Genomic DNA, 24,705 nt, shown 5'->3' on the forward strand with positions numbered 1-24,705 from the left:
TCACGTCGCCCCCGGTGGCGGCCAGCACGCCCCGGCGTGGGGACCTGCTCGACCGATCAACCCACCAGGGCGCGGACGTCCCAGACCCACACGTCGTCGACCCGCTGCGGCGGCCCGATCAGGCCGGTGACCAGCTCGCGCAGCACCGTCTCGCGCGGGTGCGCCCCGAGCACCACCACCGACGCCCGCCAGAACCGCAGGTCCTCGACGGCCTGGCGGCGGTTCTCGTCGGTGAGCGCCGGGACCGCGTTCTTGTCCATGGTCGAGTAGATGAGGCTGCTGGTGGGCCGGTTCGGCGCGCCGAAGACCCCCTCACCCAGCTCGTTCGGGCCGATGAAGTAGCCGCCGGGGACGGGGAACTCCTGCCCGGTCAGCGCACTCCAGCGCAGGGTCGGCAGGCCGTGCACGTTGCTCGGGATCGGCACCGGCACCAGGGTCCGGCCCGCCGGCACGTACGGTCGCCAACCGCCCGCGGTGATGAAGTGCGGCGGTGGGTCGATCTGCTGGGCGGGCAGCGGGCGGGGGAAGAGCGGCAGCACGGCGAGGGTGACCGCCGCGTACCCCACCGGGCGCAGCCACCGACGGCGCGCCGCGACCGGCGCCGGTGCGCCCGGGTCGTCGGACGTCGCCGGGGTCTGCTCGTCGACGCGCTGGGCCGGCACCCGCGCGGGCTCGGCCACCGCGCGCCCCTGGCGGTGCGCGGCGTCCCAGGTCAACGCGAGGAGTACGCCCACCGCGGCGGCGACCACGAGCGTCAGCCGGGTCGGCATCATCATCTCGACGAGCGGCAGGTCGTCCGGCACGTACGACCACGGGCCGCGCACCGTGGTCTCGACACCGTCGAAGCGCACCACCGGCCCGATCGCGGCCACGGTGAACACCACGATCAGCACCGCGACGATCCGGGTGACGAGCGACCGGCGCACGAGCAGCACCAGCGACACGATCGAGAGCAGCACCAACGGCCAGCCGAACCAGGTGTTCTGCTCGGTCAACCCGATCGTCGTCTCCACCGCCGGGTCACCGGCCCAGGTGTCCCGGGCGAAGGTGACGAAGGCCATCAGGTCCTCGCCCCAGTTGTGGAAGACACCGCCCTGTAGGCCCCGGTAGGACTGCGGGCCGTTGAACTGGTACCAGATCGGGTACGCCGCGAGCACAAGCGTCAGCCCGCCGGCGACGCCCAGCCCGGCCAGGAAGGTGCGAGCCGCGGCCCAGGCGGCCCGCGGTCGCTGCGCGGCGTACGTCAGCACGACGACCAGGCAGGCCAGCGCAGTGAGCAGCAGCATCTCCTCGTTGATGAAGATCTGGTACGTCACCAGCGCGCCGAGCACCAGTCCGTTGCGTCGCCACCGGCCCGCCTCACCGAGGCGCAGCACCCGCACCACGATCAGCGGCAGCAGGAAGTTGGACACGAAGTTGGGCTGACCGTTGGCGTGGTGGATGATCCCCGGCGCGAAGCCGAGGAACGCGCCGCCGACGAAGGCCGCCGCGCGGGAGCGCACCAGGTGGCGGGAGAGCATCCAGTACCCGGTGCCGGCGGTGGCCGCCAGCGCCGCACCCAGATAGAGCGCGTACATCACCTGGGGGCCGAGCAGCATGGTCAGCGGGGCCAGCGGCAGGGTCACCCCGAGCAGCGAGGTGTTGGCGATCATGTTCACCCCGTCCGGGGCGTTCTGCCGGGCCGTGAAGAGCGGGTTCTCCAGGTGCCGCACCGAGTAGGCGCCGTGTGCGAACAACCACTCGAACCAGCTGTGGTCGGTGGGCAGGTGCGAGGACACCCGGCCGGTCACGTCACCCCAGTAGTTGAGGCAGACGAAGATGCCGAGCAGCACATAGGCTCCGAGGGCCAACAGGTCGGCTCGGGCCGGGCGGCGTCGAGGCCGCCGTGTCGGCTCGACCTCGGCCGGGTCGGCGTCGGTAACGGGATTCAGCGAAGGGTCTACCACCGGCACAGCCACGACGCGCCATCGTACAGGCGTGGGTCCGTCGCTTTTGCCGGGCCGGTGCGCTCACGGTCGGTTTGCCGGACATCACCGCGCCGGCCCACAGGACGCGGTCACGGAAGGACGGTCGGTGTCGATCATCGAGTTGGGCGAGCTCCGGGACGAGCCCGCGTCGGCGCCTCCGGTCCGCGCCCCGCGCGCCGTCGGTCGGCCGATGCGCGGCGCCGCCGTGCTGCTGCTCGCCCTGGTGCTGCTGGCCGGCGCGACACCGCTGCCGGAACGGACGATGACCGTGGTGCCGGCGTCGCGGGCGGACACCGCCTTCCTCACCCCGGACGGCGTCATCGTCATCGACCCGCCGACAGCCGACCAGGACCGGCACCTGACCGCGTACACCCAGCCGGCACCGAACGGCGTCGGTGTGCGGTGGCGGGCGCCGGTGCCCGGCAGCGACGACTACCTCGGCGTCCGGATCGAGCAGGGGCTGGTGCTACTTACGGGGGTCGATGCCGAGGACGGGGTGATCGAGACCACCGCCTTCGACGCCGAGACGGGCCGCCGGGGGTGGCAGCATCGGGGTGCCCCCGTACCGATCGCCGACGGCGGGCTGCTGCTGACGGACGTCCGCCAGAACGGAGCGGACGGAATGAGCCGGATCGACCCCGACACCGGCCGGGTTCTCTGGTCAGTGCCCCTGCTGTCGCCCTCCGGCCCCGGCTACCACGTGACCGACGGTCGGGTCGACAGGTTCGTGCTGGTGCAGCCCACCGGCGAGGTTCAGGTGCATGACGCCGACAGCGGTCGCCTGCTGCGCAGCGTGGACACGCTGCCGGGCGACCGACGGGTGTTCCAGCGGGTCCAGGTCGTCGGCGATCTGCTGCTGCTCCTCACACCCGGGGACGTCCCGTTGGTGGTGGCCTACGGGCTGACCGGGCTGGAGCAGCGGTGGACGGCCCGGGTGTCTCCGGTGTCCTTCGTGGTCGGTTGCGCCGACCTGCTCTGCGTGTCGGGGCAGGACGGCAGCCTCCGGGTCCTCGATCCGGCCACCGGCGTGGTGCGCTGGTCGGACCCGGGCCGGGAGTTGCTGGCCGACGTGCGCGGCGACCGTCTGCTGATGGCCGGCTCCGGGCGGCAGTACGCGGTGCGCGACGCGGCGACCGGGCGAACGCGCGCCGAGCTGGGGGAGTGGAACCTGATGCCGGTGCTCCGGCTGGATGATCCGCTGGTCGGGCTGCGGCACGGCGACGACGGCCGGCTTGTCGTCGCTGCGCTGGACCTGCCGGCCGGCCGGGCGCGAATCCTCGACGTGCTGCCGGACATCGCGGGCAGTTGCCAGGCGTCGCTGCCGCTCCTGCTCTGCCAGCGTCTCGACGGCTCGACCGCGCTGTGGCGGTTGGCACGATGACCGGCACGGTGATCGACCTCGGTGAGCTGCGGCACGGCCCGGATCCGGGGCGGCTGCCCCGCCCACCCCGCGCGGTCGGTCGGCAGTTGCGCTGCGCGCTGGTCCTGCTGCTCGTGCTGGCCACGGTCGTCTCCGCCGCCGTGCCGCCGCCCCGGCCCGCCGCGGTGACGGTGCCGGCGCAGCTCGCCGCCGAGACGCTGTTCACCGCCGACCTGTTCGTGGTCCTCGACCCCGACCCGGAGCAGCCGACGCGGCGGCGGATGAGCGCCTTCCGGCTGCCCGACGGCGGATCGCTCTGGCAGACCGCGGTGCCGGTGCAGGGCCGCAACTGGGAGATCACGGCGGCGGGCGACACCCTGCTGGTCACGGTCCACGAGGTGCTGCCACCCGAGCCGAGCGTCCTGTCCCTGGCGTTCGACCGGGGCACCGGGGCGTACCGCTGGCAGCAGCCGGGCCATCCCACAGCGCTGGCCGACGGCACCGTGTTGCTGCAGTCCGGCGCCGACGACGAGCTGGTCACCCTGCGTGCGGTCGACCCGTGCTGCGGCACCGTGCGCTGGCAGTTGCCCGACGCCGCCACGTACGTCAGCCTCCGGCACGACGCCCGGGGGGTGGACCGGCTGGTGCTCCACCGGGGGAAGGGGTCGACCGAGGTGCGTGACGCGATCACCGGCGCGGCGCTGGCCCGGGCCGACCTGCGCCCACCCGAGGGTGGGTCGTACGAGTCGGTGCAGTTGGTGGACGATCTCCTGCTGGCCAGCCAACGGGCGCCGGCCACGATCACCGCCTACGGGCTGGACCGGCTGGACCGGCGCTGGAGCACCACCATCACCGGTCCGATCGACTTCGTCGACGACTGCGGTCCCGTCGTTTGTGCGCGGCGAAACGGCGCCGAACTGTGGGGGCTCGATCCCGCGACCGGCCAGGTGCGGTGGAGCAGCGACCGCTGGGGGTGGATGGTCCCGCATGACGGACGGCTGGTGTCCACCGCGGAGAGGCCCGTGGTCGTCCCTCCGCCCCCGCTCGTCGTGCTCGATCCGATGACCGGCCGGGAGCTGGCCGAACTGGGCCGGTGGGAGCTGGCCCGGGGCGGTCCCGACGGCCCGCTGGTCGGCGTACGTCCGCACCCGGACGGCGGCATGGTCGTCGCGGAGTTGGACGTCCGCGCCGGGAGGGCGCGGGTGCTGGACGTGCTCCCGGACGTCACCGGGAACTGCCAGGCGATCGTCGGCTTCCTCCTGCCCTGCCAGCTCGTGGACGGCTCGTACCGGCTGTTCCGGGTGCGCCGGTGAGCGGCTCGGTGATCGACCTCGGCGAGCTGCGGCACGGACCGGAGTCGGAGCCGTCGCCCCGCCCACCCCGCGCCAACGGCCGGCCGTTGCGCTGCGCGCTGGTCCTGCTGCTCGTGCTGGCCACCCTCGCCGCTGCCGGAGCGTTGCCGCCGGGGCGGGCCGTGGTGACGGTGCCCGCCCAGGCCGGCGCGGACGTGCTTGTCGACGACGACCTGGTCCTGGTGATCAACCCGGTCACCACCCAGGCGCCGCAGTGGCGGCTCGCCGCCTTCCGGCTGTCCGACGGCGAGCCGGTCTGGGACGTGCCACTGCCCGGGCAGGCCCGCTACTGGGGAATCCTGCCGAAGAGCGGATTGCTGTTGGTCACCGGCCACGAGATCGGCGCCGACCCTCGGGTCAGCCTCACCGTGGCGCTGGACCGCGCGACCGGGGCGTACCGCTGGCAGCAGCCGGACAGCCCCATCGAGATGGCCGACGGCAACCTGCTGCTGCAGTCCAACGGCGAGGAGGAGCCGGTCCGCCTGCGGTCGGTCGATCCCTGCTGTGGCACGGTGCGCTGGCAGCTGACCGCCCCCACCGTCGGCGTGAACGCGCAGACCATCGGGGAGAAGGCGGAGCGGCTGCTGCTCACCGACGTGAGCGGGCCGGTCGAGGTACGCGACGCGCGGACCGGCGCGGTGCTGGTCCGCGCCGACCTGCGCCCACCCGGCGGCGGGCCACTGACGTACGTGCAGGTGGTGGGCGACCTGGTGCTGAGCGTCGGTGGCGAACCGAAGACCATCACCGCGTACGGGCTGGACCGGCTGGACCGGCGCTGGAGCACCACGGTGGGCGAGGTCGACATCGTCCAGGACTGCGGCAGCGTCCTGTGCCTGCAAACCAGCGCCGGAGGGCTGTGGGCTGTCGATTCCGCGACCGGCGAGGTGCGCTGGCGCAGCGACCGCTGGTCGTGGGCCTGGCCGTCCGGCGGCCGGCTGATGGCCAGCGTGCGCAGCAGCGACCCGGCCGGGCAGTTCTTCGTCATCGACGCGCGGACCGGCCAGGAGCTGGCCGACCTGGGCCGGTGGGAGCTGTTCCAGCTCGACACCCGTGGCCGTCTGGTCGGCGTCCGCGGGCATCCGGACGGCGGGGTGGTGGTCGGGGAGTTGGACGTCCACGCCGGCCGGACGCGCATCGTGGACGTGCTGCCGAAGGCCACCGGCACGTGCCAGGCGATCATGGGCCACGTGCTGTGCGCCGGCTCCGGCGGCTCGTACCAGATCTGGCAGGTGCGCGACTGACCACCGGTCGGCCTGGGCGGGCGGCGAGGGAGGATTGTTGCCGGCTGGCACTAGGTTGTCGGTGGTCAGCAGCGAGGAGGCCGGGATGCGGGTACTGGTGGTGGAGGACGAGCGCAACCTCGCCGACGCGATCGCGCGCGGGTTGCGCAAACGGGGGATGGCTGTCGACGTGGCCTACGACGGCGACGCCGGCCACGAGGCGGCGTTCGTCACCCGGTACGACGTGGTGGTGCTGGACCGCGACCTGCCCGGCGTGCACGGTGACCAGATCTGCGCCGACCTGGCCGCCTCCGGCGCGCTGACCCGGGTGCTGATGCTCACCGCCAGCGTCACGGTGGCCGACCGCGTGGAGGGGCTGCAGCTCGGCGCGGACGACTACCTGTCCAAACCGTTCGCCTTCGACGAGCTGGTCGCCCGGGTGCAGGCGCTGGGCCGGCGGGCCACCCCGGCCGCGCCGCCGGTGCTCGAACTGGCCGACCTGGTGCTCGACCCGGCCCGCCGGGTGGCCACCCGCGCCGGGGTGCCGGTCGACCTGACCAACAAGGAGTTCGGGGTGCTCAGCGAGCTGCTCAAGGCGCGTGGGGCGGTGGTCTCCAGCGAGGAACTGCTGGAACGGGTCTGGGACGCCAACACCGACCCGTTCACCACGATCGTCCGCGTCACGGTGATGACGCTGCGCAAGAAGCTCGGTGACCCGCCGCTCATCGAGACGGTGGTGGGCGCGGGTTACCGTACGGCCGAGGTGGGCGCGTGAGCCGCAGGGTGCGGCCCACCCTGCGGTTGCGGCTGACGCTGCTCAACGGGGTGCTGCTGGTCGGCGCGGGGGCGATCCTGGTGCTGCTGGCCTGGCTGCTGGTCCGCGACGCGCTGCGCCCCACCGACGAGCTGCTCCCCGGCACGACGGTCCTCCTCTCCGACGGCGGGCGGATGGATGCCGCCGAGTGGCAGCGGCGCCTGGTCGACGCCGCGTCCGGGGAGCTGCTGGCCAAGGGCCTGGTCGCGTTGCTGGCGATAAGTGTGGTCGGGGTCGCCGGCGCGTACGCGGTGGCGGGCCGGGCGCTGCGCCCCCTGCACCAGGTCACCGCCACCGCGCAGCGCCTCGGCGAGGCCACCCTGGATCAGCGGATCGGCTACTCGGGCGCCGACGACGAGGTGGCCGAGCTGGCGAAGACGTTCGACGCCATGCTGGACCGGATCGCGTCCGCGTTCGAGGCGCAGAAACGCTTCGTGGCGAACGCCTCGCACGAGCTGCGTACTCCGTTGGCCGTGATGCGGACCGAGATCGACGTGACGCTCAGCGACGACGACGCGGATGCCGCGGAGTACCGCCGGATGGCGACAGTGGTCCGGGACGCGTCCGAGCGGGCCAACGGCCTGGTGGACGCGCTGCTGGTGCTGGCCCGCAGCGAGGCGCAGGCCGGGCGGCAGCTCGGCCGGCGCACCGAGTGCGACCTCTCGGCGGGCACCGCGAACGCGTTGTCGGCGATGCGCCGCGAGGTGGAGCGGATCGGCCTGCGGGTGCAGACGTCGTTGGAGTCCGCGCCTGTCGTCGGTGACCCGGGGCTGCTGGACCGGTTGGCCGGCAACCTCATCGAGAACGCGGTTCGCTACAACCACCTGCACGGCCGGCTCTGGGTGCGTACCGGCACCGACGGCGAGCGGTCCTGGCTGGTCGTGGGCAACACCGGGTTCGAGGTGGACCAGGCCGACGTGCCGGGGCTGTTCGAGCCGTTCCGGCGCGGTGGCCGGGAACGCACCGGGGCGCGCGGCTCCGGGCTGGGCCTGTCCATCGTCCGCGCGGTCTGCACGGCGCACGGCGGCACGGTACGCGTCATCGCGCAGCCCGGCGGTGGCCTGGAGGTAACTGTCACCCTGCCCTCGGCGGACGCCCCGGCGGTGAACGGCGCGGTGGTCACCCCCGGCTGAACGGGGTTGCGCGCAGGGCACGCCCACTGGGAAGATCACCCAGGTCAGCTCGCGAGCGGAAGGGGGTGCGTCGATGTCCACACGTCAGGGCTCCGCACCCCGGGTTTCCGCCGGCTGACGCCGGGCAGCGGAGCGTCCCATCCCGTTCGGAGGGAACACCCGTGTATCCACGGATCCGCAACATCAGTTTCGACTGCCATGACACGTACGCCCTGGCTGGCTTCTGGGCCGCCGTGCTCGGGTACGCCCGGCACTCCGAGGACGCCCCCGGTGACCCGGAGGCGGCCCTGCTGCCGTCGGATGACGCCACCCCGAACCTCTTCTTCCAGGAGGTGCCGGAGGAGAAGGTGACGAAGAACCGGCTCCACATCTGCCTGGAACCTGTCGACCGGACCAGGGACGAGGAGGTGGAACGGGTGCTCGGCCTCGGCGCCACGCTTGTCACCGACCGTCGCAACGCCGACGGGACGGGCTGGGCGGTGCTCGCCGACCCGGAGGGCAACGAGTTCTGCGTGCTCCGCAGCGCTGGGGAACGTCTCGCCACCACCACCTTGGAGGACCAGCTGTGAGTTCGACGATCCACAACATCAGCATCGACTGTCACGACACGTACGCCCTGGCCGGTTTCTGGGCGCAGGTCTTCGACTGCCCCCGGCACCCTGACGACTTCCCCGGTGACCCGGAGGCGATGCTCCTGCCGCCGGGCGGCCCGGAGGTGCTCTTCCTCGCCGTGCCCGAGGGCAAGGCGGTGAAGAACCGACTGCACCTGGACCTGCAACCCGCCGACCGCACCCGGGCCGAGGAGGTCGAGCGGCTGATCGGCATCGGCGCGACGCTTGTCGCCGATCACGTCGGCCCGACAGGTGGCGGTTGGGTGGTGCTCGCCGACCCGGAGGGCAACGAGTTCTGCGTGCTCGGCAACGCCGCCGAGCGGGCCGCGGCAGCGGCGGCGCGGGCCGCGGCGGCAGAGCCGGCCTGACCGCGGCGGTGGTGTCAGATGAGCGGCCAGAGCGAGCCAGCGAAGGACGTGGGCAGATGGACAAGGCAGCTACCGAGCCGGTGCGGGCGTACCTCACGGCGACCGGCGAGCGACTTCGGGCCGACGGCTGCGAGGTGCGCACCGAGGACTGGGGCGGCGTACCGGTGCTGATCGGTCACCGGGGTGATTTCCGGATGCGGTGGATGGCGACAAAGCTGCACCTGTTCACGGTCGCCGCGCCGGCGACGGTCGTCACGGCGGACGCCCTGCGGGAGTTCAGCGCCACGGCGATGGACTACGTGTTGGCCCGCAAGGGGCAGCTGCGCGGCTTTCAGAACGGCGTGGCGGTGTTCCCCGCCCTGGTCGGCAGCCAGGTCGAGCCGGCGGCCTCGGCGTGGGCGCAGGGGGGCCAGCAGGTGAAGTTCGCCGCGCTGTCCCGGCCGGTGGCGGTGGAGGCCCGCAGCGCCACGGTCAGCGCCTTCCGTGGCAAGCCGGTGCTCGGCTTCATCTACGCGGCTCACCTGCGGAGCAAGCTGAACGCGTACTTCCCGGCGGCCGGAGCCTGAGCGGTCCGGTCGGTACGGCACGGGGCCCCGGCCACCCTGAGGTGGCCGGGGCCCCGGTCGTCGTACGGCTCAGGAGCGCTGCTCGATCTGACCCCGGATGGTGGCGAACTCGGCCTCCACCTGCTTGCCGGTCTTGAAGTAGATCACCACCATGCCCACGCTGCCCCGGTCGGCCCAGACGCAGACGCCGAGCGGCACGCCCTCGGTCTTGCCGTCGCCGCACTTCGCGTCGCCGCCCAGCGGGCCCGCCTCGGCCACCGCCATGTTCGTCACCGCCAGCTCGCTGGCGAGCCCGGTGACGGCCTCGTCCAGCTCCTTCTTCGGGTCGGCCATCACGCCGGACACCGCCGTGACCATGATGAGATCCTGCTTGGCCGGGTCGCCGTAGAACGCCCCGATCGTGCTGGTCTCGTTCTGCACCTCGGCCTTCATCTCGGCGACCATCTGGTCGGCGGCCGACTGGAGCTGCGGGTCGTTGAGCTTCGGCCGGCCGGCGAGGGTCGCCGGCGCGACCACCCGGGTGTTGGCGGCGTCGACGACGTCGCCGACGTCGTCCTTGAGGGTGAACCAGGCGATCGCCACCCCGCCGAGGCAGAGCACGAGCAGCACCGCCAGCACGATCAGCACGATCTTGCCGACGTTCGACTTCTTCGCCGGGGGCGGGCCGGCGGGCAGGTACGGCTGACCCGGCTGCGCGGGCGGGAACCCCTGCTGCTGCGGCGGCGGCCACGCGCCGGGCTGCTGCGGCTGACCCGGGTACTGCGGCTGGCCGGGCTGCTGCGGCTGGCCGGGCTGGCCGGGCTGCTGCGGCGGGTTGGGGGAATCGTGCGGCGGGCCGTACGGGCTGGCCGGCGGCTGAGACATCAGTTAGCTCCAAGTCAGGGGTGCAAAGCGCGTGATCCTAACCCGGTGCGGCTACCGGTGATGCCCCGCGTCGGTCCCCCGCACGGCCGGGGTGATCACAAACGGTCGCGGTGGTCGGCCGTCCACGGGGGACGGTCCGACCACCGCGACGGTGGCGCTGCGATCTCGTCAGGCGGGCAGGCTCGCCGCACCGCGCGGCAGGAACCGCTGACCGGTGACCCGCTCGGAGGTGCCGGTCCGATCCAGGTACGGGGTGATGCCGCCCAGGTGGAACGGCCACCCGGCGCCCAGGATCATGCACAGGTCGATGTCCTGCGCCTCGGCGACCACGCCCTCGTCCAGCATCAGCCGGATCTCCTGCGCGAGCGCGTCGAGCGCGTTCTGGCGTACCTGCTCGGCGGTCAGCGGCCGGTCACCGACGACGAGCAGCTTGGCCACCTCGTCGTTGACCTGGTCGTCGACCACGATGGGCTGACCCGAGTCGGCGATCCGCTTGAGGTTCTCGCTGACGCCGTACCGGTCCGGGAACGCGGCGTGCAGCGTGCCGCCCACGTGGTACGCGACGGCCGGCCCGACCAACTGGAGCAGGGCGAGCGGGCGCATCGGCAGGCCCAGCGGGTCCAGTGCGCTGTTCGCCACGTCCAGCGGCGTGCCGGCGTCCACGGCGGCGAACACGGTGCCCAGGAAACGGGTGAGCAGCCGGTTCACCACGAACGCCGGGGCGTCGGAGACCAGCACGCTCGACTTCTTGAGCTGCTTGCCGACCGCGAACGCGGTGGCCAGGGTGACGTCGTCGGTGCGTTCACCCCGGACGATCTCCAGCAGCGGCAGCACCGCCACCGGGTTGAAGAAGTGGAAACCGACGACCCGCTCCGGGTGCTCCAGCTCGGCGGCCATCTCGGTGATCGACAGTGAGCTGGTGTTGGTGGCGAGCACCGCCTCCGGAGAGACGATCTTCTCCAACTCGGCCCAGACCTGCTTCTTGACGCCCAGGTCCTCGAAGACCGCCTCGATGACGAAGTCGGCGTCGGCGAAGGCGCCCTTGTCGACAGTGCCGCTGACCAGGCCGTACAGCTTGGCGGCGGTGCCCTTGTCCATCCGGCCCTTGATGACGGCCTTCTCGATCTGGGTGTGCACGTAGCCGACGCCCTTGTCCACCCGGGACTGGTCCAGGTCGCTCATCACGACCGGCACCTGGAGGCGGCGGGCGAACAGCAGCGCCAACTGGCTGGCCATCAGGCCGGCGCCGACGATGCCGACCTTTGTGATCGTGCGGGCCAGACCCTTGTCCGGTGCGCCGGCCGGTCGCTTGGCCCGCCGCTGCACCAGGTCGAACGCGTACAGGCCGCTGCGCAGCTCCTCGGAGAAGACCAGGTCCGCGAGGGCCTCGTCCTCGGCGGCGGTGCCGGCGGCGAAGTCGCCGTCCTTGGCCGTCTCCAACAGGTCGAGGGCCTTGTACGCGGCCGGGACCGCGCCGTGCAGCCGCTGGTTCAGCGTCTCCCGGGCGAAGTAGAGCACGCCCGCCCACATGTCCTTGTCGACCTCGGGACGGGTGACTGTCACCCGACCGCGCACCACGTCGGCGGCCCACTCCAGGGAACGCTCCAGGAAGTCGGCCGGCTCCAGCAGGATGTCCGCGATGCCCAGCTCGGCGGCCTGCTTCGGCTTGAGCATCTTGTTCTGCATGAGCGGGTTCTGGATGATCACCTGGGTCGCGGCGGGGATGCCGATCAGGTTCGGCAGCAGTTGGGTGCCGCCCCAGCCGGGCACCAGACCGAGGGAGACCTCGGGCAGCGCCAGGGCCGCCGCGCCACCGGAGAGCGTCCGGTAGTGGCAGTGCAGCGCCAGCTCCAGGCCGCCGCCCATCGCCGCCCCGTTGACGAACGCGAAGGTGGGAACCGTGCTGTCCCTGAGCCGGGCGAAGACCCGGTGACCGAGCCGGCCGATCTCCAGCGCCTGCGCGCGGTCGGCGAGCTGCGGCAGGCCGACGATGTCCGCGCCCACACAGAAGATGTACGGCTTGCCGGTCACCGCGACGAACGCCGGGTCGGCGGCGAGCGCGGCGGTGATCGCCTCGTCCAGGCTGGCCAGTCCACCCGGACCGAAGGTGTTCGGCTTGGTGTGGTCGAGCCCGTTGTCCAGGGTGATCAGGGCGGCCGGGCGGTCCAGCCCCGGTACGTTCACCTGGCGCAGCAGCGCGCGGGTGACGACCTCGTTCGGTGCCTTCACTTGTTGCCACCCTCCCCCTGAGCCGGCTTGCTGGACTCCGTCCAGTGTGGGTTCTCCCAGATGACCGTGCCGCCCATGCCGATGCCGATGCACATGGCCGTGAGGCCGTAGCGGACCTCGGGGTGCTCGGCGAACTGGCGGGCCAGCTGCGTCATCAGCCGCACGCCCGACGAGGCGAGGGGGTGGCCGATGGCGATCGCGCCGCCCCACGGGTTGACCCGCGCGTCGTCGTCGGCGATGCCGAAGTGGTCGAGGAAGGCGAGCACCTGCACGGCGAACGCCTCGTTCAGCTCGAACAGGCCGATGTCGTCGATGCTGAGCCCGGCGAGGCGCAGCGCCTTCTCCGTCGACGGGATCGGGCCGACGCCCATCACCTCCGGCTCCACGCCGACGAAACCGAACGACACCAGCCGCATGGCGACCGGCAGGCCCAGCTCGCGGGCGGTGGCCTCGTCGGCGAGCAGGCTCGCGGTGGCGCCGTCGTTCAGGCCGGCCGCGTTGCCCGCGGTGACCTTGCCGTGCGGGCGGAACGGGGTCTTCAGGGTGGCGAGCTTCGCAAGCGAGGTGTCCCGTGGAGCCTCGTCCACGGTCGCCAGGCCCCAGCCGCCCTCCGCGTCGCGGATCGACATCGGCACCAGGTCGTCCTGGAGCTTGCCGTTGGCGTACGCCTTCGCGGTCTTCTGCTGCGAGGCGAGCGCGAACGCGTCGGTGCGCGCCTTGGTGATGTGCGGGACCAGGTCGTGCAGGTTCTCCGCGGTGGCGCCCATGACCAGCGCGGACGGGTCGACGAGCTTCTCCGCGATGATGCGCGGGTTGGGGTCGACGCCCTGGCCCATCGGGTGGTGCCCCATGTGCTCGACGCCGCCGGCGATGGCGACGTCGTACGCGCCCATGGCGATGCCGCTGGCCACCGTGGTCACCGCGGTCATGGCGCCCGCGCACATCCGGTCGATGGCGAAGCCGGGAACGGTCTTGGGCAGACCGGCCAGCAGAGCGGCGGTACGGCCGATGGTGAGGCCCTGGTCGCCGATCTGGGTGGTGGCCGCGATGGCGACCTCCTCGACCCGCTCCGGGGGCAGCTGCGGGTTGCGACGCAGCAGCTCACGGATGCAGCGGATCACCAGGTCGTCGGCGCGGGTGTTGGCGTACATGCCACCCGCCTTGCCGAACGGGGTACGGACACCGTCGACAAAGACGACATCCCGAACTTCACGGGGCACTTGAGCCTCCTATTCGACCATGATTCGGCCTTCGTGCGGAGCGGCACTCCGGACCGGACAAGGGTCGCCGACACGGGCACGTTCCCCCGAATGCTACTCGCCAGTAACCAACCCGGCCCCCAGGTCCCCCTGTGGCCCACCCCACACCCACCCCGCCTCCGGCCCCCGCGCCCGTCCAGCTCCCAGCGATCATGAGGTTGACGGGGCTGTGGATCTCCTGGAGGCCCGTCAACCTCATGATCACCCGGGTCTGGGGGTGGGTGGATGGGGTGGGGTGGGGTGGGGGGTTAGGGGGTGGGGGTTAGGGCTTCGGTTAGGTCGGTGGTGAGGAGTCCGATCTGCCACTCGCGGGCGTTCAGGCCGCGCAGGGTCTCCGCGACGGCGTCCTCGGTGAGCTCTTCCGGTGGCGTCCAGGCCAGCCGGCGTACCGAATCCGGAGTGATCAGGTTTTCCGGCGGCAGGTTGTGCTCAGCGGCGATGCGGACCACCACCTCCCGGCACCGGGCCAGTCGGCCAGCCGCCACCGGATCGCGTTCGGCCCACCGGTGCGGCGGGGGCGGGCCCTCCACGGTCGGGGAGACCGGCAACGAGTCGTCCGGCAACTGCCGGGCGTCGTCGAGAGCTGCCAGCCAGGTGCGGGCCAGCCGACGAACCGACCGGCCGCCGAAACCGGGCAGGGTCAGCAGGGTCTTCTCGTCCTTCGGGTCCAACTCGGCGGCGGCGATGATCGCCGAGTCGGGCAACACCCGACCGGGAGCGGCGTCCCGCCGGGAAGCGATCTGGTCCCGGGCGTACCACATCGAGCGGACGCGGGCCTGGGCCCGCGCCCCGCGCAGCCGGTGGATGCCGGAGGTGCGCCGCCAGGGCTCCGCCCGGACCCGCGGCGGGCGCGCCCCGGTGCGGACCAACGCGGCGAACTCCTCCGCGGCCCAGGCCGACTTGCCCTGTCGGGTCAGCTCCGCGTCGAGCGCGTCACGCAGGTCGGTGAGCAGCTCCACGTCGAGGGCCGCGTACGTCAGCCACGACTCGGGCAGCGGCCGGCTCGACCAGTCGGCCGCCGAGTGGTGCTTCTCCAGGGTGAACCCGAGCAGCTGCTCGGTCAGCGCGGCCAGCCCGACCCGCTCGAACCCCGCCAGCCGGGCCGCCAACTCGGTGTCGAACAACCGGCGCGGGCGCAGCCCCACCTCGGCCAGGCAGGGCAGATCCTGGCTGGCCGCGTGGAGCACCCACTCGGCATCCCCGATCGCCGCGTCCAGCGAACTGAGGTCCGGCAGTGGCAGCGGGTCGATAAGCGCCGTGCCCGCACCGGCCCGGCGCAGTTGCACCAGGTACGCGCGCTGGCTGTAGCGGTAGCCGGAGGCGCGTTCGGCGTCCAGGGCGACGGGGCCGCTGCCCGCCGCGAAGCGGGCCACGACCTCGGCCAGCGCGGCCGGAGCGGCCACCGGGTCGGGTGTGCCGTCACGCGGGGCGATCAGCGGAACGGGCCCACCGTCGGTCGGGTCCACCCCGTCGCCCGCCGGCTTCGGCTGGGCCGACGGCGGGTGCTGGGGTGCGTTTCCCGGGAGTTCCTCGGCGGGCCGACGGCGCAGGGGTGGTTCGTCGGTCACCTGCCAACCCTAGTGCGCGCGATGATCCGGCGGGTGCAGCCGGTCCGGCGAGTGTCGGTCAGGTGTCCACGAGATGTCTCGGGCTACCACCCACACCCCGTCGATCATGGACTCGCGGTGCCTCACAAATGCCGTACACGGCAGCATTTCGCCCACCACAACTCCATGATCGACGCGGGAGACGGCGGGCGCGGCGCGGGAGAGGGCGGGCGCGGGGGCGTGGGCCGGGGGGTCAGGCTGCGCCGGCGGGGCGGCGGTCGGAGAGGGCGGTTACGCCGGGTGGGGGGAGGCCGGCGGTGGAGGCGAGCAGCGCGCACCAGCCGAGCAGGTGTGGGGTCAGGTCGTCGTCGATCGGCGTCCAGGAGGCGCGGATCTCGATGTCGCCGACGGTCGGTGGGCCGGCGAGGTCGCCGAACCGGGTCGACATGGTCTGCGTCACCGTGCCGCCGATCGCCCGGTGGTCGGCATCCTGGGCGTCCAACGCGTCGGTCAGCCACGTCCAACCGACCCCGGGCAGCAGTGGGTCGGCGGCCAGGTCGACCTCCAACTCGGCGGTCACGTAGGTGACCAACCGCAGGGTGCCCTGCCACGCCTCGTGACCGACCGGGTCGTGCAGCAGGATCAGCCGGCCGGTCGCCACCTCGTCGGCGTCGCGCAGCACGGTCGCGGAGAGCGCGAACGCGTACGGGGCCAACCGCTGGGGGGCGCCGACCTCCTCCAGCGTGATCTCCGGCCGGGGGGTCGCCGATCGCAGCCCGGCGACCGCGCGGGCGAACGTCTCCGGGAGCGCGATCGGGGGGGCCATGTCGGCAGCCTATGCCGCCGCCGGCCCCCGGCTTCGACGGCGCGCCGACACCCGTGCGCCGCCGGGGGGCCTTCCGAAGTCGCTCTTCCTTTCACCCCAGGTGGGGTGGGGGTCGTGGGCGTGGCACGATTGCGGCGATGACCACGGACACCACGGGCACTGTCGCCCGAGACGGAGAACCCCGCCCCGGCGGACCGGCCGACTCGCCCTTCGTCAGGGCCTGCTGGCGACGGTCCGGCCCGCACACCCCGGTCTGGTTCATGCGCCAGGCCGGCCGCTCGCTGCCGGAATACCGGGAGATCCGGGCGACCGTGCCGATGCTGGAGTCCTGCCGTCGCCCCGAGTTGGTCACCGAGATCACGCTCCAGCCGGTGCGCCGGCACGGCGTGGACGCGGCGATCCTGTTCAGCGACATCGTGGTGCCGGTCGCCGCGGCCGGTGTCGATCTGGACATCGTGCCGGGCACCGGCCCGGTGGTCGCCGAACCGGTCCGCACCCTCGCCGACGTCGAGCGGATCCGCCCGATCACCCGCGCCGACGTCCCGTACGTGGACGAGGCCGTCCGGCAGTTGGTGGTCGAGCTGGGCGACACTCCGCTCATCGGTTTCGCCGGCGCGCCGTTCACCCTGGCCAGCTACCTGGTCGAGGGCGGGCCGTCGCGGACCCACGCGAAGACCAAGGCCCTGATGTACGGCAATCCGGAGCTGTGGCACGCGCTCTGCGGTCGGCTGTCCGAGGTGACGCTCGCCTTCCTGCGGGTGCAGATCGAGGCGGGCGTGTCCGCCGTGCAGTTGTTCGACTCGTGGGCGGGCGCGCTGTCCGAGGCCGACTACCGCCGGTACGTGCTGCCGCACTCGACCGCGGTGCTGAGCGGGCTGGCCGACGCCGGGGTGCCGCGGATCCACTTCGGGGTGGGCACCGCCGAGCTGCTCGGCGCGATGGGCGAGGCAGGCGCGGACGTGGTCGGCGTCGACTGGCGTACCCCGCTGGACGTGGCCACCCACCGGATCGGCCCGGACAAGGCGGTGCAGGGCAACCTGGACCCGTGCGTGCTGTTCGCGCCGTGGCCGGTGGTGGAGGCCGAGGTGCGCCGCATCCTGGAGCAGGGCCGGGCGGCCCCCGGGCACGTGTTCAACCTCGGCCACGGTGTGCTGCCGGAGACCGACCCGGAGGTGTTGACCCGGGTGGTCGCGCTCGTGCACGAGCTTTCCCACCGCCGGGCCGACCAGGGCTGACCCGTGATGCGGCAACCCTGGCGGGTGGCGGTGGTCGGCGGCGGGATCGCCGGGCTGGCCGCCGCGGTCCGCCTGCGCGACCACGCACCGGCCGGCACCGAGATCACGGTGTACGAGCAGTCCGGCGCGCTGGGCGGCAAGCTGCGTACCGGGGAGCTGGCTGGTCAGCCGGTGGAGTTCGGGGCCGAGTCGTTCCTGATGCGCGACCCGACCGGGGCGGAGTCCGCCGCGGTGGCCCTGATCCGACGGCTCGGGTTGGCCGAGAAGATCGTGCACCCGACGGTGGGGCAGGCCGCGCTCGTCATCGACGGTGGGCTGCGCCCCATCCCGGGCGGCACGCTCGTGGGCGTACCGGGGGATCTGGACCGGGTGACCTCGGTCGCCCGCCCGGCGGCGGACGCCGACACCGACGACGGGCGGCCCCTGGTCGGGCCGGACGCGGACGTCTCGGTGGGCGCGCTGGTCCGGTCCCGCTTCGGCGACGAGGTTGTCGAGCGGCTGGTCGACCCGATGCTGGGTGGCGTGTACGCGGGCCGCGCCGACGATCTCTCCCTGGTCACGACGATGCCGGCGCTGGCCCGTACGGCCCGGGTGGAGCACACCCTCGTCGGCGCGGTCCGGGCCGCGCAGGCCGCCGCGCCGCGTGCCCCCGGCGCTCCGGTCTTCGGCACGCTGGCCGGTGGGTTGCGCACCCTGGTCGAGGCCGCCGTGACGGCCAGCGGCGCGACGGTACGGCGGGACGCCGCCGTCCGCGAGGTGACCCCGACCGGCACCGGCTGGCGGCTCACCGTCGGCCCGACCCGCGACCCGGAGTTGGTGGACGTGGACGCCGTGGTGCTTGCGGTGCCGGCGCGACCGGCGGCCCGACTGCTCGCGGGCCCGGCCCCGGCGGTCGCGAAGGGTGTCGGCGAGCTGGACTACGCGAGCGTCGCGCTTGTCACGCTGGCGCTGCCGCAACCGCGCCTGCCTGAGTTGTCCGGCTTCCTGGTGCCCAGCACCGAGGGCCTGCTGATCAAGGCGGCCACCTTCTTCACCACCAAGTGGGGGCACCTGCGCCGGCCGGACGGCCTGGCGTTGGTGCGCGCGTCGGTGGGCCGCTACGGCGAGGAGGCGCACCTTCAGCGCCCCGACGCGGACCTGGCGACCACCGTGCATCGAGAGCTCTCCGCGGTGCTCGGCACCCCGCTGCCCACCCCGGTCGACGGGCACGTGCAGCGGTGGGGCGGCGCGCTACCGCAGTACGCCCCGGGGCACGCCGACCGGGTCGCCGCCGCGCGCGCGGCGCTGCGGGCCGCGTACCCCACAGTGGCCCTCGCCGGCGCCGGTTACGACGGCGTCGGCATCCCGGTCTGCGTCCGCTCCGGCGAGACGGCGGCCGACGAGATCATCACAGCACTGGGAGGATCGGCGAGATGACCGAGCAGACAAACGCGGCCCGCCTGCGGGAGCTGAACGACAGCATCCGCTACACGATGTGGTCGGTGTTCCGGGCCAGCGCCCCGCTGCCGTCGCTGCGGGACAACGTCACAGGCGAGGTCGTGGCCCTCTTCGACGAGCTGGCCGGCAAGGACGTGGTGGTCCGCGGCGTGTACGACGTCGCCGGTCTGCGCGCCGACGCGGACGTGATGATCTGGTGGCACTCCGCGTCCCCCGACGCGCTCCAGGACGCGTACCTGCGGTTCCGCCGCACCACGCTGGGGCGGTCGCTGACCCCGGTCTGGTCGCAGATGGCGCTGCACCGGCCGGCCGAGTTCAACAAGAGCCACATCCCGGCGTTCCTGGCCGGCGAGGAGGCCCGCCCCTACATCTGCGTGTACCCGTTCGTCCGCTCCTACGAGTGGTACCTGCTGCCCGACGCCGAGCGGCGCGAGATGCTGGCCGAGCACGGCAAGATGGCCCGCGGCTACCCGGACGTCCGCGCCAACACGGTGGCCTCGTTCGCGTTGGGTGACTACGAGTGGATGCTCGCCTTCGAGGCCGACGAACTGCACCGGATCGTCGACCTGATGCGGGACCTGCGCGCCTCCGGCGCCCGCCGGCACGTCCGCGAGGAGGTCCCGTTCTACACCGGCCGCCGCCGCTCGGTCGCCGAGATCGTCAACTGCCTGGTCTAACCGCGCCCCGGCCCTCCGCTCCGCGCGATCTTGCACTTTCTGTCCCGGCGAAAAGGGCGTAAGCCGCGATCGGGCGACAGAAAGTGCAAGATCGCGGGAGTGTGGGGGTTTTGCTAGAGGGGGCGGAGCATGACCTGTTCGCCGTCGGGCGTCAGGGTGCCCTGCTCGTCGGTCAGCTGGAAGCCGGCGCGGCGGTAGAGGGCCTTCGCCGCCGCGTTGTCCGGCATGACGCTGAGCCGCAGCCGGTCGGCGCCGCGCTGGCGGGCCCAGCACGCCACCTCGTCCACCAGGCGGTCGCCGACACCCCTGCCCCGGGCGTTGGGGTGCACCCACATCGAGATCAGCTCCAGCACCAGCGGGTCCTCGGTGGGTACGCCGCTGGCCATCCCGACCGGGCGCCGGTCCAGGACGGCCACCAGGTCACGTGCGCCGGGAATGCTCAGCCGGTCGCGCCAGCGCTGCTCGCGGTCGCCGTCGCCCTGCCAGTCGGCGAGCCGGGAGCCGAACGCTCCCGGCGCCTCGGTGAGGGCGGCCAGTCGCAGGTCGCGCCAGGTGGGCCAGTCATCGGGGGTGAGCACCCGGATCTCGATCATGTGGGAGATGGTGCCCGGGTGGGCCGCCGCGCACCACCGGATTAGGGCCTGTGTCAAAGCCCCTGGCTCGACCGAGGACTTTGACACAGGCCCTACCCGCCGGCCGGTGCCGCACCCCCGCCCGGGTGCGGCACCGGCCGGAGGTCAACCGGTCGACGTGCAGGAGACCAGCGGAACCGGGTTGCTGCCGTTCCACGAGCCGAGGAACCCGAACGTGGTGCTCGCGCCGGCGGCGAGGGTGCCGTTGTGGTCGGCGTTGCGTGCGGTGACGAGCGAGCCGTTGGCGCTGACCGTCGCGTTCCACGACGAGGTGACCCGCTGGCCGTTGTTGTAGTTCCAACTCACCGACCAGCCCTTGGTGGGCGAGCCGCCCGCGCTCACCTTCACCTCGGCCTGGAAGCCGCCGGACCACTGGCCGGTGACCTGGTACGTCGCCGTGCAGGCCCCGGCCGGCGGCGGGGTGCTCGGGGGCGGGGTGGTGGGCGGGGGCGTGGTCGGCGGGGGCGTGGTCGGCGGCGGCGTCGTCGGCGGGGGCGTGGTGGGCGGCGGCGTGGTGCTCGTGCCGCCGAAGGTGACGTCGCTGCACAGGTAGTACGACTGGTCGAAGTGGCTGGCCTGCCAGACGGTGTAGACGATGTGCCGACCGGTGCGCCCGGGCGCGTTCACCGGGATCTGGATGGAGACGCCGCCGGTGTCCGGGTTCCACTGGGAGGCCGGCGTGTTGCCGATCTGACCGGCCAACTCCAGGTCGTCCCAGCCGAGCGGCTCGGTGAGCGCGTCGAAGCCCTGCTTGGTCACGTACACCCGGATGTAGTCGGCGCCGTGACTGGCCCCGTCGAAGAAGCGGAGCCGGAAGTTGTTCGACACCGCTGTGGTCTTCCACGCGCCGATGGTGTCCAGCGCGTTGTAGCGACCGTTCTGGGTGCGACCGCCGCTGCACAGCTGGCCGTTGGGGACGGCGGCCTGGTGGTTGCCGCCCACGCCCTCGCGGAACAGGCCGTTCCAGTTCCACATGGCCTGCGGGTCGGCCTGCCAGGCCTGCCAGCACATCGGGTCCTCGGTGGCCATCCGGGGGTTCTGGAACTCGGCGCCCCACCGTTGCCAACAGCTGTAGTTGCGCGAGGCCGGATCGACGACCGACCCGTGCGCGGAGGCGGGCTGGGCCCGCATGGTGTTCAGAGCGGTCGTCAACAGGAGCGTGCTGGTCGCCACGATGGCTAACAACCAGAGCACGCGTCGTGATCGGGTGAGAGTGGACATGGAGCCCCCGGGGGGATGAGGTCGGACGACGACACCCGGACCGGCGGGAGTTGCCCACTCCCGCGCCTATTCGCTGGCTCCCGCGACGGCTCTCCTCGGAACCATGCCAGCTCGATCGTCAGTCGTCAATGACATCGCGTCGCATCGGCGTGTGCGGGATGCCGTCCTCGACGTACTCCGGGCCGCTGACCACGAAGCCGCGCCGGGTGTAGAACGCGACCAGGTGCGACTGGGCGTCCAGCACACAGGGCCGGTTGCCGACCACCTCCAGCGCCGCGCTCATCAGCCGGCCGGCGTGCCCACCCCCGCGCGCCTCCGGGGCGACCACCACCCGACCGATCCGGGCGGCGCCGTCCGGATCGGCCAGGATTCGCAGGTACGCCAGCGGGGCGCCGCCGTCGGTCAGCCAGAGGTGGCGGGTGCCCGGCTCGACGTCGCGCCCGTCGAGTTCCGGGTAGGGGCAGTTCTGTTCCACCACGAACACGTCGATGCGCAGCTTGAGCAGGTCGTGGAAGGTGCGGGCGTTCAGGTCGGCGAAGGACGCCGTCCGGATCTCGGTGGTCTGCGAGGGCATCCGACGATGGTAGGCCGCCTCAGGGGACGCGCGGTCGAGGTGCCAGGTAGGTGGCGGCCACGGCGGTGAGCAGCAGGACGCCGCCGCCGACGACCGGGAGCGGCAACGGCTCGTGCAGCAGCGCCACCGCCAGCGCCGCCGCGGTGAGCGGTTCGAGCAGGGTCACCACGGCCGCGACGCTGCCCGGGGTGGTGCGCAGACCCGCGTAGAACAGCGCGTACGCCACCGCCGTGGTGATCACGCCGAGGTGCAGCAGCAGTGCCACGGTGTCCGGGCGGACCGGCACGCCGACCCCGGCGACCACGGCGAACGGGGCCAGGGTCAGCGCTCCGACCACGGTGGAGATGGTGGTCAGCGTCATCGGTGCGACGTGCTGGGACACCTGCCGGCTGATCAGGGTGGTCACCGCGTACCCGAGGCCGGAGCCGGCCGCCGCGAGCAGGCCGAGCAGCGGCGCGGGCACCGCGGCGGTGGGGTCCGCCGTCGCGCCGGTGATCAGGGCGAGACCGACCACCGCCGCGACGAGCGTGGCGAGGCGCAGCGGGCCGGGGAGCCGGCGGGCGCGCACCGACTCCCAGGTCGCGGCGAGCACCGGGGCCAGGCCCAGGCTGACCACCGTGGCGACGCTGACGCCGGCCCACGCCACCGCTGCGAAGTAGAGCGCCTGGTAGAGGCCGAGGCCGAGGCCGGTGAGCAGCAGCGGTACGGGTGCCGCGCGCACCGCGGACCAGAGCGTGCCGAGCCGACCGGCGGTGCACGCCAGCAGGACGAGAGCGGCGATCGCGAGGCGATGGAACCCGATGCTCACCGGGCTGAGCCCGGTGCTGTCGCGCAGGAGTTGCACCGCCACGCCTGTGGTGCCCCACAGCACGCCGGTGACGGTGATCTGGATCAGGCCGGTGCGGGCCGGACTGGTGGCCGTGGCCGGGGCGGCCGGCGGCACGGTACGGGAGAGGGACACGGGGGCGCTCCGAAGGGTGAGCCGTTGACGGGGACGACGTCGACGGAGCGCGTACGGCAGGGGGCCGAGCCGGGTCGGTCACCCGGTCGGCAGGTGCGGCGCTCCGTTCAGGAGCGCGGCGGGGGAAGAACGCACAGCAGCGGCCGCATGGCGACGACCGTACCGCAGGATCGTGGGATCGGGCGCGGCCTTTCGGCCGGCCGGCGCGATCGCGCGGGCGGGTGGTCCGGCCGGGTGGATGGTCAGGCCGGGCGTGCGCCGACGGCGTCGCGGATCTCGGCGCCCTCGGCGCCCTCGACCGCGCGGGCGCAGTGTCCGCAGCAGAAGAAGCGGCCGTTGACCTCGACGCCATGCCCGACGATCTTGACCTGGCAGTGCTCGCAGATCGGGGCCATCCGGTGGATCGCGCACTCGAACGAGTCGAAGGTGTGCACGTCGCCGCTGACGGTGTGCACCTCGAACGCCATCCAGTAGTCGTTGCCGCAGACCTCGCACGTGGCCATGGTCAACCTCCCTCATTGCGCCGTTTCGTCCCAGAATGCCGGAAACCTGGTCGCGCGCGGACCGAAATGCCGCTCTCCGGCCACCGGTGCGGCGTGTCGGCTCCGGCGTGTTGTCCGTTGTGTCAGGTGAACCGCCGCAACCCCCGGAGGGTCACAGTGATCAAGCGCAACAAACTCTTCGGCAGCCAGACCCGGGTGACCTTCTGCCTGCCCCGGGACTCCCCACCCGGCCCGGTGAGCGTCGTCGGCTCCTTCAACGACTGGGAGCCGGGCCGACACGAGTTGGTGGTCCGCCGCGACGGCCTGCGGACGGTCACCGTGCGACTCCCGCCGGGGGAGCACGTGTTCCGCTACCTCGCCGCCGGCGGCCTCTGGTTGGACGACGAGTCGGCCGACCAGGTCGACGACCGGGGCAGCCTGCTCCGCCTCTGACAACGGAGTTGTCAGCATCGATGGATTTATCGATGGGAGTCTTTACTGTTAACAATGTTTAAATTATGTTGGGGGCACCCCACCGGACCCCGGAGAAGGAGCCGCCCCGATGCGTCGAAGAATCACCATCCCGCTGGTGGCGGCCGGTGCTGTCGCCGCCACCCTCACCGTCGCCGTTCCCGCGCAGGCGCACGGCTACGTCTCCGCCCCGCCCAGCCGGCAGGCGCTCTGCGCGCAGGGCCGGGTGCCCGACTGCGGGCAGATCAGGTACGAGCCGCAGAGCGTCGAGGGGCCCAAGGGCCTGCGCAGCTGCAACGCCGGCATCGCCCAGTTCGCCGTCCTCAACGACGACAGCCGGGGCTGGCCGGCCACCTCGGTCGGCAGCTCGCTGACCTTCACCTGGGTGAACACCGCCCGCCACGCCACCAGCAACTGGGAATACTGGATCGGTAACACCCGCGTCGGCGTGGTCAACGGCAACAACCAGCAGCCGGGCGCGACGGTCTCGCACACCGTCAACCTGGGCGGCTTCTCCGGACGGCAGAAGATCCTCGCGGTGTGGAACATCTCCGACACCGCGAACGCCTTCTACTCCTGCATCGACGTGCAGATCGGCGGCGGGTCGAACCCGAGCCCCACGCCGAGCGCGTCACCCACCCCGCGGCCCACCCCGACCGCCTCGCCGACCGCCACCCCGACCACGACGCCCGCCCCGGGCGGCAGTTGGACGGCGGGCCGGGCGTACCAGGTCGGTGACCAGGTCACCTACGGCGGACGGACGTACCGCTGCCGGCAGGCGCACACGGCGATTCCCGGCTGGGAGCCGCCGAACGTACCCGCGCTCTGGCAACAGGTCTGACCCCACGGGTGCGGCCGGTGGCCGCACCCGTGTCGCCGTCCCCGCGTGAACGGAGCAC

General features: G+C 72.8%; 24 protein-coding genes. 13 read left to right on the forward strand and 11 right to left on the reverse strand.

Going from position 1 to position 24,705, the window contains the following annotated elements:
* Positions 1–56: 56 nt before the first annotated feature.
* Positions 57–1,958 (reverse strand): hypothetical protein, encoded by a 1,902-nt coding sequence (locus tag ACPXBU_RS20835; RefSeq protein WP_425759272.1) that lies wholly within the window; start codon positions 1,956–1,958, stop codon positions 57–59.
* Between the two features lie 115 nt (positions 1,959–2,073).
* Here ACPXBU_RS20835 and ACPXBU_RS20840 point away from each other — a divergent pair, with 115 nt between their 5' ends.
* The 8 genes from ACPXBU_RS20840 (at position 2,074) to ACPXBU_RS20875 (ending at position 9,391) form a co-directional block, all read left to right on the forward strand.
* The gene (locus tag ACPXBU_RS20840) at positions 2,074–3,348 is read left to right on the forward strand and encodes a PQQ-binding-like beta-propeller repeat protein (protein ID WP_425759273.1); all 1,275 of its coding nucleotides are present in this window, start codon (positions 2,074–2,076) and stop codon (positions 3,346–3,348) included.
* Positions 3,345–4,640, forward strand: coding sequence for a PQQ-binding-like beta-propeller repeat protein (locus ACPXBU_RS20845; protein WP_425759274.1), 1,296 nt, complete (start codon positions 3,345–3,347; stop codon positions 4,638–4,640). Before ACPXBU_RS20840 ends, ACPXBU_RS20845 begins: the two co-directional genes overlap by 4 nt.
* Entirely contained in the window at positions 4,637–5,920 is a 1,284-nt protein-coding gene (locus ACPXBU_RS20850; RefSeq protein ID WP_425759275.1) for a PQQ-binding-like beta-propeller repeat protein, read from the forward strand. The genes ACPXBU_RS20845 and ACPXBU_RS20850 overlap by 4 nt, the downstream gene beginning before the upstream one ends.
* An 85-nt stretch (positions 5,921–6,005) precedes the next feature.
* Entirely contained in the window at positions 6,006–6,674 is a 669-nt protein-coding gene (locus ACPXBU_RS20855; protein ID WP_393375004.1) for a response regulator transcription factor, read from the forward strand.
* On the forward strand, positions 6,671–7,846 hold the full coding sequence (locus ACPXBU_RS20860; protein WP_393375007.1) for a sensor histidine kinase: 1,176 nt from the start codon (positions 6,671–6,673) through the stop codon (positions 7,844–7,846). The genes ACPXBU_RS20855 and ACPXBU_RS20860 overlap by 4 nt, the downstream gene beginning before the upstream one ends.
* A gap of 161 nt (positions 7,847–8,007) precedes the next feature.
* Entirely contained in the window at positions 8,008–8,415 is a 408-nt protein-coding gene (locus ACPXBU_RS20865) for a VOC family protein (protein WP_425759277.1), read from the forward strand.
* Positions 8,412–8,825, forward strand: coding sequence for a VOC family protein (locus tag ACPXBU_RS20870; protein ID WP_393375012.1), 414 nt, complete (start codon positions 8,412–8,414; stop codon positions 8,823–8,825). The genes ACPXBU_RS20865 and ACPXBU_RS20870 overlap by 4 nt, the downstream gene beginning before the upstream one ends.
* A gap of 56 nt (positions 8,826–8,881) precedes the next feature.
* Positions 8,882–9,391, forward strand: coding sequence for a levansucrase (locus ACPXBU_RS20875; RefSeq protein WP_425759278.1), 510 nt, complete (start codon positions 8,882–8,884; stop codon positions 9,389–9,391).
* A 69-nt stretch (positions 9,392–9,460) separates the two neighbouring features.
* Here the strand turns inward: ACPXBU_RS20875 and ACPXBU_RS20880 are convergent, their stop codons facing one another.
* From ACPXBU_RS20880 to ACPXBU_RS20900, 5 genes are all read right to left on the reverse strand, one after another.
* A complete protein-coding gene (locus tag ACPXBU_RS20880; RefSeq protein ID WP_425759279.1) occupies positions 9,461–10,255 on the reverse strand; it encodes a hypothetical protein in 795 nt (264 codons plus the stop codon).
* 168 nt (positions 10,256–10,423) lie between these two features.
* Entirely contained in the window at positions 10,424–12,484 is a 2,061-nt protein-coding gene (locus ACPXBU_RS20885) for a 3-hydroxyacyl-CoA dehydrogenase NAD-binding domain-containing protein (RefSeq protein WP_393375019.1), read from the reverse strand.
* Positions 12,481–13,704: a thiolase family protein gene (locus ACPXBU_RS20890; RefSeq protein WP_425759280.1), complete on the reverse strand. Its 1,224-nt coding sequence runs from the start codon at positions 13,702–13,704 to the stop codon at positions 12,481–12,483. The genes ACPXBU_RS20885 and ACPXBU_RS20890 overlap by 4 nt, the downstream gene beginning before the upstream one ends.
* Positions 13,705–13,991: 287 nt before the next feature.
* Positions 13,992–15,311 carry a ribonuclease D gene (locus ACPXBU_RS20895; RefSeq protein WP_393375024.1) on the reverse strand — a complete coding sequence of 440 codons (1,320 nt, stop codon included), beginning with the start codon at positions 15,309–15,311 and terminating at the stop codon, positions 13,992–13,994.
* Between the two features lie 232 nt (positions 15,312–15,543).
* Positions 15,544–16,116, reverse strand: a complete 573-nt coding sequence (locus tag ACPXBU_RS20900) for a DUF3000 domain-containing protein (protein WP_393375027.1) — start codon at positions 16,114–16,116, stop codon at positions 15,544–15,546.
* A 137-nt stretch (positions 16,117–16,253) separates the two neighbouring features.
* Between ACPXBU_RS20900 and hemE the strand changes: the two genes are divergently transcribed.
* Genes hemE through hemQ form a run of 3 tightly spaced genes read left to right on the forward strand, consistent with a single transcriptional unit; the run spans position 16,254 to position 19,465 of the window.
* Entirely contained in the window at positions 16,254–17,351 is a 1,098-nt protein-coding gene (gene hemE, locus ACPXBU_RS20905) for a uroporphyrinogen decarboxylase (RefSeq protein WP_425759281.1), read from the forward strand.
* Between the two features lie 6 nt (positions 17,352–17,357).
* Positions 17,358–18,767, forward strand: a complete 1,410-nt coding sequence (hemG, locus tag ACPXBU_RS20910) for a protoporphyrinogen oxidase (RefSeq protein ID WP_425759282.1) — start codon at positions 17,358–17,360, stop codon at positions 18,765–18,767.
* Positions 18,764–19,465: a hydrogen peroxide-dependent heme synthase gene (gene hemQ, locus ACPXBU_RS20915; RefSeq protein WP_357247692.1), complete on the forward strand. Its 702-nt coding sequence runs from the start codon at positions 18,764–18,766 to the stop codon at positions 19,463–19,465. Before hemG ends, hemQ begins: the two co-directional genes overlap by 4 nt.
* 113 nt (positions 19,466–19,578) lie before the next feature.
* Here the strand turns inward: hemQ and ACPXBU_RS20920 are convergent, their stop codons facing one another.
* From ACPXBU_RS20920 to ACPXBU_RS20940, 5 genes are all read right to left on the reverse strand, one after another.
* Positions 19,579–20,058, reverse strand: a complete 480-nt coding sequence (locus tag ACPXBU_RS20920; RefSeq protein WP_425759283.1) for a GNAT family N-acetyltransferase — start codon at positions 20,056–20,058, stop codon at positions 19,579–19,581.
* Positions 20,059–20,202: 144 nt separating this feature from the next.
* The gene (locus ACPXBU_RS20925; protein ID WP_425759284.1) at positions 20,203–21,318 is read right to left on the reverse strand and encodes a lytic polysaccharide monooxygenase auxiliary activity family 9 protein; all 1,116 of its coding nucleotides are present in this window, start codon (positions 21,316–21,318) and stop codon (positions 20,203–20,205) included.
* A gap of 118 nt (positions 21,319–21,436) precedes the next feature.
* On the reverse strand, positions 21,437–21,892 hold the full coding sequence (locus tag ACPXBU_RS20930) for a GNAT family N-acetyltransferase (protein WP_425759285.1): 456 nt from the start codon (positions 21,890–21,892) through the stop codon (positions 21,437–21,439).
* A gap of 19 nt (positions 21,893–21,911) precedes the next feature.
* Complete coding sequence (locus ACPXBU_RS20935) at positions 21,912–22,853, reverse strand: DMT family transporter (RefSeq protein ID WP_425759286.1); 942 nt, start codon at positions 22,851–22,853, stop codon at positions 21,912–21,914.
* A gap of 242 nt (positions 22,854–23,095) precedes the next feature.
* Complete coding sequence (locus tag ACPXBU_RS20940; RefSeq protein ID WP_355051720.1) at positions 23,096–23,356, reverse strand: Prokaryotic metallothionein; 261 nt, start codon at positions 23,354–23,356, stop codon at positions 23,096–23,098.
* Positions 23,357–23,512: 156 nt separating this feature from the next.
* On the opposite strand from ACPXBU_RS20940, the gene ACPXBU_RS20945 reads away from it, so the two are divergent.
* Both ACPXBU_RS20945 and ACPXBU_RS20950 read left to right on the forward strand, forming a co-directional pair.
* Positions 23,513–23,788, forward strand: a complete 276-nt coding sequence (locus ACPXBU_RS20945) for an isoamylase early set domain-containing protein (RefSeq protein WP_393375046.1) — start codon at positions 23,513–23,515, stop codon at positions 23,786–23,788.
* 109 nt (positions 23,789–23,897) lie between these two features.
* Positions 23,898–24,647, forward strand: a complete 750-nt coding sequence (locus tag ACPXBU_RS20950) for a lytic polysaccharide monooxygenase (protein ID WP_425759287.1) — start codon at positions 23,898–23,900, stop codon at positions 24,645–24,647.
* Positions 24,648–24,705 lie beyond the last annotated feature (58 nt).

Source organism: Micromonospora sp. DT231 (genome assembly GCF_049847025.1).
In the GTDB taxonomy this organism is placed as follows: Bacteria; Actinomycetota; Actinomycetes; order Mycobacteriales; family Micromonosporaceae; genus Micromonospora.